Annotated in this window: 11 protein-coding genes and 1 pseudogene; 8 read left to right on the top strand and 4 right to left on the bottom strand. The window is 72.1% G+C overall.

Features of this window, described 5'->3' with window-relative positions; all coding sequences use genetic code 11:
• Nucleotides 1-75: 75 nt before the first annotated feature.
• The gene (locus ACIQE0_RS31175; protein ID WP_402338602.1) at nt 76-1257 is read left to right on the top strand and encodes a hypothetical protein; all 1182 of its coding nucleotides are present in this window, start codon (nt 76-78) and stop codon (nt 1255-1257) included.
• A gap of 266 nt (nt 1258-1523) precedes the next feature.
• Here ACIQE0_RS31175 and ACIQE0_RS31170 read toward each other — a convergent pair whose 3' ends face one another.
• A complete protein-coding gene (locus ACIQE0_RS31170) occupies nt 1524-2651 on the bottom strand; it encodes an NADH:flavin oxidoreductase (protein WP_402338600.1) in 1128 nt (375 codons plus the stop codon).
• 268 nt (nt 2652-2919) lie between these two features.
• On the opposite strand from ACIQE0_RS31170, the gene ACIQE0_RS31165 reads away from it, so the two are divergent.
• The 4 genes and pseudogenes from ACIQE0_RS31165 to ACIQE0_RS31150 all read left to right on the top strand — a co-directional run bounded on the left by ACIQE0_RS31165 (nt 2920) and on the right by ACIQE0_RS31150 (nt 8813).
• Complete coding sequence (locus ACIQE0_RS31165) at nt 2920-4791, top strand: transketolase (RefSeq protein WP_402338598.1); 1872 nt, start codon at nt 2920-2922, stop codon at nt 4789-4791.
• Nucleotides 4792-4933: 142 nt separating this feature from the next.
• Nucleotides 4934-6933: pseudogene (locus ACIQE0_RS31160) on the top strand (MMPL family transporter).
• Between the two features lie 4 nt (nt 6934-6937).
• Entirely contained in the window at nt 6938-8161 is a 1224-nt protein-coding gene (locus ACIQE0_RS31155; protein ID WP_402338596.1) for a sensor histidine kinase, read from the top strand.
• 1 nt (nt 8162) lies between these two features.
• On the top strand, nt 8163-8813 hold the full coding sequence (locus tag ACIQE0_RS31150; protein ID WP_366332071.1) for a response regulator transcription factor: 651 nt from the start codon (nt 8163-8165) through the stop codon (nt 8811-8813).
• Between the two features lie 182 nt (nt 8814-8995).
• Here the strand turns inward: ACIQE0_RS31150 and ACIQE0_RS31145 are convergent, their stop codons facing one another.
• Complete coding sequence (locus ACIQE0_RS31145) at nt 8996-9535, bottom strand: maleylpyruvate isomerase N-terminal domain-containing protein (protein WP_402338594.1); 540 nt, start codon at nt 9533-9535, stop codon at nt 8996-8998.
• A gap of 296 nt (nt 9536-9831) precedes the next feature.
• Here ACIQE0_RS31145 and ACIQE0_RS31140 point away from each other — a divergent pair, with 296 nt between their 5' ends.
• Both ACIQE0_RS31140 and proS read left to right on the top strand, forming a co-directional pair.
• Nucleotides 9832-10701 carry an alpha/beta hydrolase gene (locus ACIQE0_RS31140; protein ID WP_402338592.1) on the top strand — a complete coding sequence of 290 codons (870 nt, stop codon included), beginning with the start codon at nt 9832-9834 and terminating at the stop codon, nt 10699-10701.
• Nucleotides 10702-10801: 100 nt separating this feature from the next.
• Nucleotides 10802-12214, top strand: coding sequence for a proline--tRNA ligase (gene proS, locus ACIQE0_RS31135; RefSeq protein WP_402338590.1), 1413 nt, complete (start codon nt 10802-10804; stop codon nt 12212-12214).
• A gap of 59 nt (nt 12215-12273) precedes the next feature.
• On the opposite strand, the gene ACIQE0_RS31130 is transcribed toward proS, so the two are convergent.
• Together ACIQE0_RS31130 and ACIQE0_RS31125 are read right to left on the bottom strand one after the other, a co-directional pair.
• The gene (locus ACIQE0_RS31130; protein ID WP_402338588.1) at nt 12274-13164 is read right to left on the bottom strand and encodes an alpha/beta fold hydrolase; all 891 of its coding nucleotides are present in this window, start codon (nt 13162-13164) and stop codon (nt 12274-12276) included.
• Nucleotides 13165-13362: 198 nt separating this feature from the next.
• Nucleotides 13363-14139 (bottom strand): TetR/AcrR family transcriptional regulator, encoded by a 777-nt coding sequence (locus ACIQE0_RS31125; RefSeq protein ID WP_402338586.1) that lies wholly within the window; start codon nt 14137-14139, stop codon nt 13363-13365.
• Between the two features lie 121 nt (nt 14140-14260).
• Between ACIQE0_RS31125 and ACIQE0_RS31120 the strand changes: the two genes are divergently transcribed.
• Nucleotides 14261-15340 (top strand): alpha/beta fold hydrolase, encoded by a 1080-nt coding sequence (locus ACIQE0_RS31120; RefSeq protein ID WP_402338584.1) that lies wholly within the window; start codon nt 14261-14263, stop codon nt 15338-15340.
• Nucleotides 15341-15394: the final 54 nt, after the last annotated feature.

The following is a 15394-nucleotide window of genomic DNA, read 5'->3' as shown; positions in this document are numbered from 1 at the left end:
GACCCGTATGTGACCGGCGAACCGTAATGTCCCCCCGGACAAGGTTCACGGAGTACGTGACAAAGGGGGGAACACATGACATATCGGTGTGCGGTGATACCGGCAGCGGCTGGGGGGCTGCTGCTCACGGCCCTGTTGTGGTGGGCGGGTGCGAGCGCGCACGCACTGCAACTGCCTGGCACCGCCAATGTGGTCGACATCCCGACGGCAACCGAGTTCATGAGCTGGCTCACCCCCTGGTCGTACGACCCGCCCTTCGCGCTTCAGCCCGGCGGCGACGTTCCGTCCGACGGCCAGGTCTTCGGCGGGGCTGGGGACGCCGCCTTGGCGGACAGCGCCCACTACCTCTCCCTGTACACGACCGGGATGCAGGTCCGGTTCGGTGCGGTCTTCGTCTTCTTCGTGCTCGGAGCGTTGCTCCTGGTCCGCAGGATGCCGCCGGTGCGCGGCCGGACGCCGGCGACGCTGCTCGCGGTGTGGGCCTGGGGTCTGGTGGCCGGGACGCTGGCGGTGACCGTCTCCGCACCGTGGCTCCTCGCCTCGCAGGGGCACGCCAGTTTCCGTCTGCTGCCGCATCTGGCGTCCGTGGTCGCCTCCGGGCGGCAGGTCCTGGTGGGGGCCTCGCTGGCCGCCGCCGCGGCGACCGTGTTCATCGCGCGGATCGCCGCCAAGGGAACCGATCCGCTGCCGCAGAACGCCGTCCCGGCACGCGCCGCCCGCCTGGCCGCCACCGTCGGAACCGCGGTGGTCGCGTTCTCCGTCGTCGTCCTCTCGTACCTGCCGGTCGCCGCCGCCCTGCAGACGGTCTCCCCGCGCATGGGGCTGATCTCCGAACCGGGCGATCTCCTGCGCCAGTGGCTGCTGCTCGGTGGTTGGGCGGGGCCGGCGGGCACTCCGCTCGTCGACTGGCTCCTGTACCGCGCCACCGATGTACTGCTGCTCGCTGTGGTGTGGTGGGCCCTGCGGCGGCTGCCCGGACTGCTCACCCGGGCCACCGTCCCGGCGATGGCGGTGGGTTCGGTCTGCGCGACCGTCCTCGGGCTGCTGGCAAGCCAGTTGCTGCGGATGGTGTTGGACTGGGCGAGCCCGGGCGGGGGCCTGCTGCGTTCGTTCGCCGGCTTCGGCGAGGCGGTGCCGGCCGCCCTGACCTGCGGACTGGCGGCGGGCGTCGCGGCCGCCGTGACGCTGCGGTCGGTCGCGGGCCGCACGGCGCCCACCGGCACTGCGCCCGCCGACCAACAGCCGGCACAACCTTAGGGACCGGCACGACCTCAGGGACCTTCCGATGGGTCTGCGTGGACCAATCGCGGCCCATGCAGACCCGTCGGTTTCCGGCAGCCGTCGCCCTCCTGGACGACGAGCGCGCAGACATCTGCCCTGACATCGTCACCGCAGTCACAGTCACGGTTGCAGTTGCAGTTGCAGTCATCCACTGGCTGCGCTCGTGAGCGGAGTTGCCAACCCACCCCCTCCCGCAGCGGCCTCTCCCGTTCCGCGCAGGCCGGAAAGTAGCTCCGCGTTGCTCAGCTCAGCGTCTTCAACGCCGAGGCGTCGTACGGCTTCAGCTCGTCGAGGCGGTCCCCCAGGACCTTTGCCGCCCACTCCGGGTCCTGGAGCAGGGCGCGGCCGACGGCGACCAGGTCGAACTCGTCGCGCTCCAGGCGGTCGAGGAGGTTGTCGATGCCCTGGACGGAGGCGCCCTCGCCCCGGAACGCGCGCACGAAGTCGCCGTCCAGGCCGACCGAGCCGACGGTGAGGGTGGGCCGGCCGGTGAGCTTCTTGGTCCAGCCCGCGAGGTTCAGGTCCGAACCCTCGAACTCCGGGAGCCAGTAGCGGCGGGTGGAGGCGTGGAAGGCGTCGACGCCGGCGGCGGCGAGCGGGGTCAGGATCGCCTCCAGCTCTTCCGGGGTCTCGGCGAGCTTCGCGTCGTAGACCTCCTGCTTCCACTGCGAGTAGCGGAAGATCACCGGGAATTCGGGCGAGACCGTCGCGCGGACCGCGGCCACGATCTCGGCCGCGAACTTCGTACGGGCCACCGGGTCGCCGCCGTAGGCGTCGGTGCGGTGGTTCGTGCCCGCCCACAGGAACTGGTCGAGGAGGTAGCCGTGGGCGCCGTGCAGTTCGATGCCGTCGAAGCCGATGCGCTCGGCGGCCGCGGCGGCTTCGGCGAAGGCGCCGATGACGTCGTCCAGGTCGCGCCGGGTCATCGCCTTGCCGGTGCCCTCGGTGCCGTCGACGCGGAGGCCGGAGGGGCTGACGGAGGGGGCAGTGGCGAAGGGCGGCTCGCCCTCGTTGCGGACCGTGCCGATGTGCCACAGCTGCGGCACGATCGTGCCGCCCGCCTCGTGGACGGCCTCAACGACCTTCGCCCAGCCGGCGAGCTGCTCGTCGCCATGGAAGCGCGGCACCCGGTCGCTGTTCCCGGCCGACTCGTGGCCGACGTAGGTCCCCTCGGTGATGATCAGTCCCACGCCCGCGGCGGCGCGGCGGGCGTAGTACGACCGCACGTCCTCGCCGGGGATGCCGCCCGGGGAGAACATGCGCGTCATCGGCGCCATCGCTATGCGGTTCGGGACGGTCAGACCGTTCAACTGGACGGGGCGGGAAAGGATCCCGGCCGCGCGGGAGGTGGAGGACGCGGGGACGGTCACGAAGGACTCCTCAGGTGCTGACGGTGGGTGCGCGGTGGGTGCGCAGTGGATACGTGTACGCACCAACCGCGCCGACCCCCGCGGCATTCCTTCGGTGCGCCGAACTCGCCGCCGCGTTCGAATGCGTCGCCCGGGACCTCCCTCGCCATAACCTGACAAATAGGCAGATACCCTGCCTCTCGGACGGTGATCGGCCACCCCGCACCGGTGGCCTCGAACCGGCGGCCCCTCCCCCGGCGCCCCCCTTCGTTCACGAAAGGCCCTCACCATGACCGCAGCGCAGACCCTCACGCTCGGGCCCGAAAGCGACCTGTCCCAGCTCTTCGAACTCGCGCAGCAACTCCGGGTGGACTCGGTGCGGGCCAGCACCGCGGCCGGCTCCGGGCACCCCACCTCAAGCCTGTCCGCGGCCGACCTGATGGCGGTCCTGATGGCGCGCCATCTGCACTACGACTGGGAGGCGCCCGACAACCCCGCGGGCGACCACCTGGTCTTCTCCAAGGGGCATGCCTCTCCCCTGCTGTACGCGATGTTCAAGGCGGTCGGCGTCGTCAGCGAGGACGAGTTGATGACGACCTACCGGCGCTTCGACCACCGCCTGCAGGGCCACCCCACCCCCGTGCTGCCCTGGGTGGACGTGGCCACCGGTTCCCTGGGCCAGGGCATCGGCTACGGCGTCGGGATCGCGCTGGCCGGCCGGGACTTGGAGAAGCAGCCCTACCGGGTGTGGGTGCTGTGCGGGGACAGCGAGATGACCGAGGGGTCCGTGTGGGAGGCCCTCGACAAGGCCGGCCAGCACGAGCTGACCAACTTCACCGCCCTCATCGACGTCAACCGCCTCGGGCAGCGCGGCCCCACCGAGTTGCAGTGGGACACCGCCGCCTACGCCCGCCGCGTCGAGGCGTTCGGCTGCCGCGCGCTCGTGATCGACGGGCACGACCTCGACGCGATCGACCAGGCACTGACCACCGCCGCCGACGGCGAGGCGCCGACCGTCATCATCGCCAGGACCGTCAAGGGCCGCGGCGTGTCCGAGGTGGCCGACAAGGAGGGCTGGCACGGCAAGGCCCTGCCGGAGGATCTGGCCGACCGCGCGGTCGCGGAACTGGGCGGCGTGCGCCACCTGCACGTGCGCGGTCCCCGGCCGCCGGTCGTCGCGCCCGTCCCCGTCCCGGCCGCCGGCCCCGTGGAGCTGCCCCGCTTCGGCGTCGGCGAGAAGGTCGCCACCCGCGTCGCCTTCGGCCGGGCGCTGGCCGCCCTCGGCGCCCGGCCGGAGATCGTCGCCCTGGATGCCGAGGTCGGCAACTCCACCCATTCCCAGGACTTCGAGAAGGTCCATCCCGAGCGGTTCTTCCAGACCTACATCGCCGAACAGCAGATGATCGCCGAGGCCGTCGGGATGGCCGTCCGCGGGTACCGCCCCTACGCCACCACCTTCGCCGCCTTCCTCACCCGTGCCCACGACTTCATCCGCATGGCGGCCGTCTCCCAGATCACCATGGCGCTGTGCGGCACCCACTGCGGCGTCGAGATCGGCGCCGACGGCCCCTCCCAGATGGGGCTCGAAGACCTCGCGATGATGCGCGCCGTCCACGGCTCCACCGTCCTCTACCCCAGCGACGCCACCTCCGCGGCCGCCCTGACCGCCGCCATGGCCGACCTCGACGGGATCTCCTACCTGCGCGCCACCCGCGGTGGCTACCCCGTCCTCTACGCGAGCGACGAGACCTTCCCCGTGGGCGGCTCCAAGACCCTCCAGCACGGCAAGCAGGACCGGGTCACCCTCGTCGGCGCCGGTGTCACCCTCCACGAGTGCCTCGCCGCCGCCGAACACCTCGCCGCCGACGGCATCCAGGCCCGCGTCATCGACCTGTACTCGGTCAAGCCGCTCGATGCCGCCGCGCTCGCCCGCGCCGCCCAGGAAACCGGCGCCCTCGTCGTCGCCGAGGACCACCATCCCGAAGGCGGCCTCGGGGAAGCCGTGCTGTCGGCGCTCGCCGCCACCGGCAGCCACCCCGCCTTCGCCCACCTCGCCGTCGCCAACCTGCCGGGCTCGGGTACCGCCGACGAACTCCTCGACGCCGCCGGCATCTCCCACGCCCATATCGCCCGGGCGGCCCGCGCGCTGGTCCAGGGGTAGCCCCACTCCGGCCCCGCGCCGTCGACGAGGGCAGTACCGGCCATGGGGCGGCGGTCCGCACGGAGGGTCCACCGGTAGGTGGACAACGGATCCCACCGGCCGTGCTGTCGGGCGCCGGGGCTTCCCGGACAACCTGTCAGGCATGACAGACATCCCTGTGGCAATGGCGCGTTGGAGCGCCCGGCATCCGTGGCGGGCGCTCCTCGGCTGGTTCGTCTTCGTCGCCCTGTGCCTCGGCGCCGGGGTCGCCGCCGGCACGCATGAGGCCACCACCGAGGACTACCGCGTCGGCCAGGCCGGTCGCGCGGAGGCGTGGGCCGCCGCGGCCGGTCTGCAGCGCAGCCCCGTCGAGTACGTCAGCTCCTCTCCCAGACCGGCAAGGTGCGGGCGGCCCATCCCGGCCTGGTCATCGAGGAGACCGGCGCCCCGTCGATCAGCAAGGGCGTCAACGACCAGCGCGGCGCGGACCTGGCGCTGTCGGAGCGCCTCTCGCTGCCGGTCACCCTGGTCACGCTGCTGGCCGTCTTCGGTTCCGCGGTGATGGCGGGGGTGCCCCTGCTGCTCGCGCTCACCTCTATCGCGGCCGCCATGGGCCTGAACATGCTGGCCTCGCACCTGATCCCGGACGCCGGCGTCGGCACGAACCTGATCCTGCTCATCGGTATGGCGGTCGGCGTCGACTACACGCTCTTCCACCTCAAGCGGGAACGGGAGGAGCGGGAGCGGGCCGGCGGTCGGCTGTCCTCCGAGGCGCTGGTGGAACTGGCGGCGGCGACGGCCGGCCGGGCGGTGGTGGTCTCCGGAGTCGCGGTGATCGTCTCCACGGCGACGCTCTACTTCTCCGCCAACGTCATCTTCTCCTCGCTCGCCACCGGCACCATCCTCGTCGTGGCGGTGGCCGTGGCCGGCTCGCTGACGGCACTGCCCGCACTGCTGGTGCGGATCGGCCACCGCGCCGAGCGGCGCGCGGCGCGTCGGGCCCGGCGTGGCCGTACGGAGCGTCCGCAGCGCCGGCCCGGGTCCGGCCGCCGCACCGGCGCGCTGCTCCGTGCCGCCCGGCGCCGTCCCGCGGCCACGCTGGTGGTCTCGGTGCTGGGCCTGCTGGCGCTGGCGGTGCCCGCGCTGGGGCTGACGCTGGTGGATCCGGGCAAGGACACCTTCTCCCGCCGCATCCCGGCGATGCAGGCGTACGACCGGCTGACCGAGCGGTTCCCGGAGCTGCTGGTGACGCACGACGTGGTGGCGCGGGGTGGTCCCGGCCAGGCGGGCGAGATCCGGCGGGCGCTGGCGGAGCTGGGTGAACTCACCCGGACCGACCCGCTGTTCGCGACGGACGGCGCTCCGGCGATCCGGTCCTCGGCCGACGGCCGGACCAGTGTGCTGGAGGTGCCGGTGGCGCACCCGGCACCGTCGTTCGAGGCCATCCGCTCGCTGCGAAAGCTCCGTGACGACTACGTCCCGCGCACCACGGGTCGGCTGCCCGGCGTGGAGACCGCGGTGAGCGGCGATGTCGCCCGCGGCCAGGATTATGTGCAGCATGAGCGCGGCACGCTGCCGCTGGTGGTCGGACTGCTGCTGGCGGTGACGTTCACGATGACGGTGTGGGCGTTCCGGTCGGTGGTGATCGGGCTGCTCGGTGTGGTGCTGAATCTGCTCTCCGCCGCTGCCGCCCTCGGGTTGATGGTGGCGGTCTTCCAAGGGACGTGGGCCGAGGGGTTGTTGGGCTTCAGCTCGCTCGGCGCGATCGCGTCGAGGGTGCCGCTGTTCCTGTTCGTGATCCTCTTCGGGCTTTCCATGGACTACCAGGTCTTCGTGATGAGCCGGGTCCGGGAGGCGCGGCTGCGCGGCCTGCCGGCGGGCGCGGCGGCGCTGGAGGGCATCGGCCGGTCGGCGACGGTGGTCACCAGCGCGGCCGCGGTGATGGTCACGGTCTTCGGCGGCTTCGTGGCGCTGCACCTGTTGGAGATGAAGCAGATCGGCTTCTGCCTCGCGGTGGCCGTGCTGCTGGACGCGGTGGTGATCCGGATGCTGGTGCTGCCGTCCGCGCTGTTGCTGCTCGGCGAACGGGCCTGGTGGCCCGCGCCGCGACGGTCGGCCGCCGCAGCGGCCCCGGAGACCGCGTCAGCCACATCCGTAGGCTGACCGCATGACTCTCTGGCCGCAGTCCGAAGACCGGACCGGTCGGCCCGATCAGGCCGATCAGCCCGACCGGTCCGGTATCGGATCCCTGCACGGGTGGTACGACGCCTGCTGGGTGCTACTCGGGTTGAGCCCGTCAGCCATCGCCGCACTGGGCCACCACGGCCCGTCGGCACGGATGTCGCTGGCGCTGCTGACCGCGCTCGGCCTCGGTTACGGCTTCGTCCGACTGCGGCCGGGCAACCGCGTGCTGCCGTCGCGCGCCCTCGTCCTCGGCGTCGTCCCCGTGTTGGGCATGATGGCCATGCTCCCCGGCGGTGGCGCCGCCCTGCTGATCGTCTCGCTCCCGCTCTTCTGGATCCACACGGGCGGACGGCGGCAGGCGATCGCGCTCAGCGGTGCCGCCACCCTGGCCACCGCGCTCGGCAGCATCGCGGCCCAGGGGCGGACCCTGGATTTCCGGACCGGCAATGCGACCGCCGCACTGGTCGGTTTCGCCGCGAGCGTGCTGGCCGGTCTGTGGGTGAGCCGCCTCCTCCTCCAACGCGACGAGCGCACGGCCCGGCTCGGCGCGGAGTTGGAGCAGACCCAGCGTCAACTGGCCGACGCCCACCGCAGGGAGGGCGCCGCGCAGGAGCGGGAGCGGCTGGCGCGGGAGATCCACGACACCCTCGCGCAGGGCTTCGCCTCCATCGTCGTGCTGGCCGAGGCGGCCCGCGCGGAACTGGACGGGGACACCGCCCGCGCGCACCGGCAGCTGCGGTCCATCGAGCAGACCGCCCGGGAGAACCTGGCCGAGGCCCGTGCGCTGGTCGTTTCGACGCCGCAGAGCCCGGGCACGACCGGCACGGTCGCGGACCTGCTGCGGCGCACGCTGGACCGCTTCACCGAGGACACCGGGCTCACCGTCGGTGCGGAGCTGGCCGATGTGGACTGCGACCCGTCGACCCGGATCGCCCTGCTGCGCTGCGCCCAGGAGTCGCTGGCCAACGTCCGCAGGCACGCGGCCGCCGGCACCGTCGGTGTGGTCCTCGCCGAGGGCCCGGAGGACATCGAACTGGAGATAACGGACGACGGGAGGGGTTTCGTGGTCGGGGCATCGCCTGGCTTCGGGTTGGCAGGCATGCGCAAACGGCTGGCCGAACTGGGCGGCGCGCTCACGGTCACCAGCTCGGTCGGGGACGGCACCCGCGTCCTCGCCGTACTCCCGCGCACCAGGAAAGAGGTGTGACATGGCGCCAGCCGCAGTGCGTGTCGTCGTGGCCGACGACCACACGGTGATGCGCACGGGCCTGGTGGCCCTGCTGGCCGCCGAGCCGAGCATCGACATCGTCGGCGAGGCGGGCGACGGCCGCACCGCGGTCGGGCTGGTGGCCCGGCTGCGGCCGGATCTGGCCCTGCTCGACCTGCGGATGCCGGTCCTGGACGGCGTCGGCGCCACGCAGGCGATCGTCGACGCGCACCCCGGCACCCGGGTGCTGATCCTGACGACCTACGACACGGACGCCGACATCGAGCGCGCGGTGGAGGCGGGCGCCACGGGCTATCTGCTCAAGGACGCCACGCGCGAGCGGCTGGTCGAGGCGATCCACGCCGCCGCCCGCGGCGAGACGGTGCTGGCCCCCCGGGTGGCGCAGCGACTGGTCACGCGCATGCGCCGCCCGGCACCGGTGGCACTGACGGCACGTGAGACGCAGGTGCTGAACGCGGTGGCGGACGGGCTGTCCAACGCCGAGATCGGCGGGCGCCTGTACATCGCCGAGGCCACGGTGAAGACGCATCTGCTGCGGCTCTTCGCCAAACTCGGCGTCAACGACCGTACGCACGCCGTGGTGGTGGCACTGGAGCGGGGCCTGCTGCCGCGACCGCGACGGACGGAGTGAACCGAGGCGAGGCGGAACGAGACGGATGACGTGCGGCGAGGTGCGCGATACGACGACGCCCCAGGGGCACGCCCCGTGCACGTTCACGAGGCACATCGTCACCGCGCGGCTGCGCCAACCCCGCCACCGCGCAGCGCTCTTGAGTACCCGGGGCAGGCGGACGACGGCGCTCAGCCAGCGCCTCATCCGAGGAACAGCGGGAGTCTCGGGGCCAGTTCGCCCAGCTCGGCCTGCTCCGCGGTGGTCGGGGCGCGCCGTCCGGTGCCGACGAGCAGGGCGTCCCGGTCGGAGAGCGACGCGGGGAACGGGGCCCCGATGATCTTCTCCAGCATCTCGCGGGACCGGGCGAGCCCCTCCGCGGGCGGTCCTGCCACGTCGGGGAGGTGCGCGATCAGGTCGAGGTGGTGCAGCGTCCATTCCAGGACGTAGGCGGAGAGGTAGTCGCCGGCGGTCAGGACCTGGTCGCGGGTGCTGACCCGGAGGTGCGGGTCGGCGAGTTCGGCGGCGCGGCCGGCGGCGGAGCCGAGGTCGTCGAGGTGGAACGTGAGCAGCCGCGGCTCCTCGTAGGCGGCGGCCAGCCGGACGGTCAGCGCGTCGAGCGGGTCGTCACCGGTCGGCGGCGTTGCGGCGATGTCCCAGTAGGTCACCGCATCGCGGGTCGGTTCCGCTGCGGCGGGGGTCACGAGGGTGATCAGGACGTCCTGTGCGTCGATGACCGCCACCACTGCCCGGCGCCCGGACGAGGAGGGCGGTTTCGAGGGTGCGGGTGTGCGGGGCCGCCCAAGCGGAAGCGGAGCGGTTTATTCGGCTAGTGCGGATGATCTTTCGTTGAGTAGGGTGAGGCGCCGATTTCCGGACAGTCGGCCGCGCTCGGCGACTTGGTCTCTGCCAGGCACGCAGGCACATAGCCACATGGGCACGTAGAAGTCGGTGCGGCGGGAACGGCACCGGCGGGCCGTCGACGCCGCGGAGAGGCAAGAAGCCGATGCCTCAAAGAGGCAGGAATGTGAGTGAGGACATGCAACCTACCTTCGTCCTGGTCCACGGAGCCTTCGCGAACTCCTTCTCCTTCGCGCCGCTCCAGGCCGAACTCGGCCTTCTCGGGCACCGTTCGGTCGCCGTCGACCTGCCGGGCCACGGGTTCGGGGCCACCTATCTGCGTGCCTATCAGGCGCCGCAGGACCCCGAAGGGCTCGCCACCGCACCCAGCTCGATCAAGGGCGTCACGCTCGCCGACAACGCCGCCCACCTGATCGGGATCCTGGAACGGGCCAAGGAGAACGGGCCGGTGATCCTCGTCTCGCACAGCCGCGGCGGCGTCACGGCCACCGCCGCGGCCAACGCACGGCCGGACCTGATCGACCGCCTGGTCTACGTCTCGTCCTGGTGCCCGGTCGATCTCGACGTCAACGACTACTACGCCGAGCCGGAGATGGCCTCGGTCGACGCCGCCTCCCTGGCACTGGCGATGGCCGGGAACCCGGCCGAACTCGGCCTGCTGCGCGTCAACTTCCGCACCGCCGACCCGGCCGCCCTCGCCGCCTTCAAGGCGGCCTTCCTCGCCGACGGCACCGACGAGGAGTTCCTGACCTTCCTCAACACCTTCCAGCCCGACGAGAACCTGGACGTCGGCACGTCCGCCGACCGGGCACAGGCCACGACCTGGGGCCGCATCCCGAAGACCTTCGTCCGCCTGACGGACGACGCGGGCCTGCCGCTCGCCCTCCAGGACCGGCTGATCCGCGAGGGGAACGCGCTCACGCCGGACAACCCTTACGACGTGCGCACCCTCCAGGGCAGCCACCTGAAGTGGCTGGTCGCCCCGGCGCCGGCGGGCCGCGTTCTGGGCGAGCTCGCCGCGCTCCTGCCCCCGTCCGCCGGGGCGTGACCGGAGGCCGTGGAGGGGGAGGCCGGCCCTCCCCCTGGCGGTCCGCGGCACGGAGTAATTGGCTGGCACGCGGGCGCGGGCGCCCCCTAGCCTGCGCGCCATGGCAAAGACACCCGTTCTCACACCCCGGGCGGACGACTTCCCGCGCTGGTACCAGGACCTGATCAACAAGGCCGAACTGGCCGACAACGGGCCGGTGCGCGGCACCATGGTCATCCGACCGTACGGGTACGGCCTGTGGGAGCGGATGCAGCAGGAGCTGGACTCCCGGATCAAGGGGGCGGGCGCCGCCAACGCCTACTTCCCGCTCTTCATCCCGCAGTCGTATCTGACGAGGGAGGCCGAGCACGTCGAGGGCTTCGCTCCCGAACTCGCCGTCGTCACCCACGGCGGTGGCAGGGAGCTGGAGGAACCCGTCGTCGTCCGCCCCACCTCCGAGACGATCGTCAACGACTACTTCGCCAAGTGGGTGCAGAGCTACCGGGACCTTCCCCTGCTCATCAACCAGTGGGCGAACGTGGTGCGTTGGGAGCTGCGCCCGCGGGTCTTCCTCCGCACGACGGAGTTCCTGTGGCAGGAGGGCCATACCGCGCACGCCACCTACGAGGACGCCCGGGACTACGCCGCGCGCATCCACCGGGAGGTGTACGCCGACTTCATGGAGAACGTCCTGGCCATGGACGTGGTGCCGGGGCGCAAGACGGCCCGGGAGCGGTTCGCCGGCGCGGTCAACACGCTCACCCTGGAAGGCATGATGGGCGACGGGAAGGCCCTGCAACTGGGCACCAGTCACGAGCTGGGCCAGAACTTCGCCAAGGCGTTCCACACCCGGTACCTGTCGAAGGACGGTCGCCAGGAGTATGTCTGGCAGACCTCCTGGGGCTCCACCACGCGGATGGTGGGCGCACTGGTGATGATGCACGGGGACGACGACGGTCTCCGCGTCCCGCCGCGCCTGGCCCCGATCCAGGCGGTGGTCGTCGCCATCAAGGACGACGACGCGGTGCTGACCAAGGTCCGCGAGTTGGGTGAGCGGTTGGCGGCGGCCGGTGTCCGCGCCCATGTCGACGACCGGACCGACACGCCGTTCGGCCGGCGTACGGTCGACTGGGAGCTCAAGGGTGTGCCGGTGCGGATCGAGGTCGGGCCGCGCGATCTGGAGAGCGGCACCGCCGTGGTGGTCCGCCGGATCGCGGGGAGCAAGGAGCCGGCGGCGTTCGAGGCATTGCCCGCGCTGCTGCCCGGGGTGCTCGCCGAGGACCAGGCGCTGCTGCTGTCCCGGTCCCGCGAGCGGCGCGAGGCGCGGACCGCCGAGGTGGCCACCGTCGAGGAGGCCGTGGAGGCCGCCCGCACCGGTTGGGCGCGTATCCCCTGGGACGTGCTGGGCCCGGAGGGCGAGGCGGAGCTCGCCGAGCAGGGGGTGTCCGTGCGGTGCCTGGTTGCGGCGGACGGTTCCGTCCCCGAGCGGGACGACCAGGTGGGGAACGTCGCCGTCGTGGCGCGCGCGTACTGACACGCGGCGTTCGGCGCCCGTGGCCGCGGTGGTCACGGGCGCCGCTGCGGCACATGACGTCAGTCGGTGTGTGCGGTGTGTGCCTGGATCGCGTCGATGATCTCGGGCCAGAGTGGGCGCGGCCGGTCGTGGCCCATGTCGGGGAGCAGCAACAGCCTTGCGCCGGGGACGAGTTCCGCGGTGCGTTCGCCGCCGCTCGGGGCGATCAGGGTGTCGTCCAGGCCGTGGATCACCAGGGTCGGCACACGGAGCGTGCGGAGCGCGTCCGCGCGTGAGCCGTCGAGGACCATCGCCGCGAGTTGGCGCCCGATTCCGGCCGGGTAGTGGGCGCGGTCGTAACTGCGGGCGGCCAGTTCGCGGAGGGGGGCGGGGTCTCCGTAGCGCTTGGAGGCCCACACCAGCTCCCGTTCGGCGGCCGCGACGTATCCCTCGCGGTCGGTCGGCTTCGGCGCGAAGAGCACCGCTTGGGCCTCGGGGCTCGACCGGCCGTATGCGGGCTCGCCGGTCGAGGACATCATGGATGTCAGGGTGAGGACCCGGGACGGCTGGGTGAGGGCCATCTTCTGGGCGATCGCTCCGCCCATCGAGGCCCCGACCACATGGGCCCGTGCGAGGCCGAGCGCGGTGAGCAGACCGAGACTGTCGGCCGCCATGTCCTGGAGTGTGTAGGGGGCCATGGCGCGGGCGGATGCGAGGTCTCCCGAGCTCACGGTGGCGATGAACCGGCCCATGTCGACGGGGTGGTCGTCGAATGTGGTGGACAGGCCGCAGTCGCGGTTGTCGTAGCGGATCACATGGCGGCCGCGGTCGGCCAACGCGCGGCAGAGGTCCTCGTGCCAGGCGATCATCTGCGATCCGAACCCCGCCACGAGGAGGACGGGTGGGTCGGCCGGGTCGCCGAACGTCTCGTAGGCGAGGGACACTCCGGGCGAGACTTCAACGCACGTCATGCCGGAATCCTCCCACCGCCGAACGCCGGCGCGCATCCGCATAACGACCGCCTGGCGCGGGCGGCTCTGGTGCGGGCGGCTCGACGAGGGGCCGTAGCCGCGCGCCGTCGCGGGACGGGCCGCTCAGGGGCGTGACAGGCACCGTCGACATCAGCGCCTGGTCAGGCAGAGACGGGGGCGCGCGGGGCGCCGGGGGCTTCAGGACGGGGCGTTCTCGGTGCGGTCGATGAGTGTCTGGACGCTGTCGAGGATGCGGTCGAGGCCGAAGGTGAGCGGGTCGAGTGCGGTGGGTGCGAAGACGCCCTGGGCGACGGCCCTCGTCAGGGCGGGGTAGCGGTCGGCGTGGCGGTCGAGGAGTTCGCCGGTGAGGCGTTCCCATTCCCGGTTGTGGTCCTCGTCGTGGTCGATGCGCTGCTGGGTGAGGTTGCGGACGAGTCCGATGAGCAGGAGGAAGACCTGGTGGCGTTGGGCGGCCGGCAGGCCGGTGGGTTCCAGGGCGGCCAGTGCGGCGTCCAGCCAGGCGAGTTGGTTGGGGCCCATGACCTGGCGGCGCATGGCGGTCGCCGCGAGGAGCCAGGGGTGGGCCTGGTAGACGGCCCATGAGCGGCGGGTCCACTCGGCCAGTTGCGGTCGCCAGCCCTCTCCGGCGGTCGTGGTGTCCGGGCGGTCGGCGAGGACGGCTTCGACCATCAGCTCGACCAGGCTCGTCCTGTCTGGCACGTAGCGGTACAACGCCATGGTGGAGACGCCGAGTTCGGCGGCGACCTTGGTCATGGAGGCGGCCTCCAGCCCCTCCGCTTCGGCCAGGGCCACGGCGGTCGCGGCGATGCGGTCGGGGGTGAGGCTGGGCTTGGGCCCCCGGGTGGGCCGGTCCTGCTCGCCCCACAGCAGTGCGAGGCCGGCGCGCAGATCGCGCGGCTTCTCCTTGGCTCTGCTGGCCCGTGTACTCCTGCGGGGTGCTCCGGCCTCGGCCATGGCGCTCTCCTGTCCGTTCCGTAGGTGCGTGCCGCACCGGGAGGTTGACGTCCCCTTCCCACCAACTGTATATACCTTAAACCGAACCGCGTAACACTTAAACAGTTTACGGAGGCACCTCATGCTGGGCACGATCATCACCGCTGCCGCCGGCCTCGTCGCCGCGCCGGCCGCCGGACTGCTGGGCTACCGGCGGCTCAAGCGGGCCGGCCACGCGAAACTGCTGCGCCTCACCACCCCGAACGGCATCGACGAGGCCGGGTTCGTCCGTGTCGGCGGGATCGACCAGTGGGTCTCGATCCGCGGCGAGGATCTGCGCAACCCGGTCGTCCTCGAAGTCCACGGCGGCCCCGGCGCCGCCAACCACGTCTTCCTCCCGCGCACCCGGGCCTGGGAGCGGCACTTCACGATCGTGCGCTGGGACATGCGCGGCGCGGACCGGACCTTCGCGCGCTCGGGACCGGAGGGACAGGGCGAGATGACCCTGGAGCAACTGCACCGCGACGCCCTGGAGATCACCGCGTATGTGCGCGAACGGCTCGGTGTGGCGAAGGTCCTGCTGGTCGCCAACTCCTTCGGCACCGTCCTCGGACTGCGACTGGCCCGCAGCCACCCCGAGCTGTACTCCGCCTACGTCGGCACCGACCAGAACATCAACGACGGCGGCCGCGAGAGGACCGCGCACCGGGCACTGATCGACCGGCTCCAAAAGGCCGGCAGGCGGAAGGAGTTGGCGATGCTCGCCGCGACGGACACCGACACGTCGCCCTGGAGCGCGGAGCAGTGGTCGCGGTACAACAAGCTCGTCGTCACCTCCGACCCACTGACCTACGACACCATGAAGACCGTGGTGATCCGCTCACTGTGGTTCTCCCCGCAGCACAGCCTCCGCGCACTGCGCACCTATCTGCGCGGCATGACGTTCTCCGAGTGCCTGGGACCGCAGGCCGCCACGATCGACGAACGGGCCGAAGGCACCGCGTTCCAGATCCCGTTCTTCATCTTCCAAGGCGCTCACGACGTCATGACGCCGCCCGCACCGGCCCGGCGGTTCTTCGACGAGGTCACCGCCCCGGTCAAGGACTTCGCGCTCATCGAGGACGCCAGTCACTTCGCCTCGTTCCGCCGCCCGGACCGGTTCCTCGGTCTGATGCTCACCAAGGTCCGTCCGGCGATCACCGGTGCGCCGACCGCTCCGTGAGCAGGCGCCGGCCCTCGGGGCCATTCGACTCCGGGGTGCGGCCGTGCCGCCGGC

Origin of the sequence: Streptomyces sp. NPDC093097 (assembly GCF_044754325.1) — a bacterium.
Classification (GTDB): Bacteria; Actinomycetota; Actinomycetes; order Streptomycetales; family Streptomycetaceae; genus Streptomyces.
Note: the sequence above shows the minus strand (reverse complement) of the source record. Positions and strands in the feature narration are given on the sequence as shown.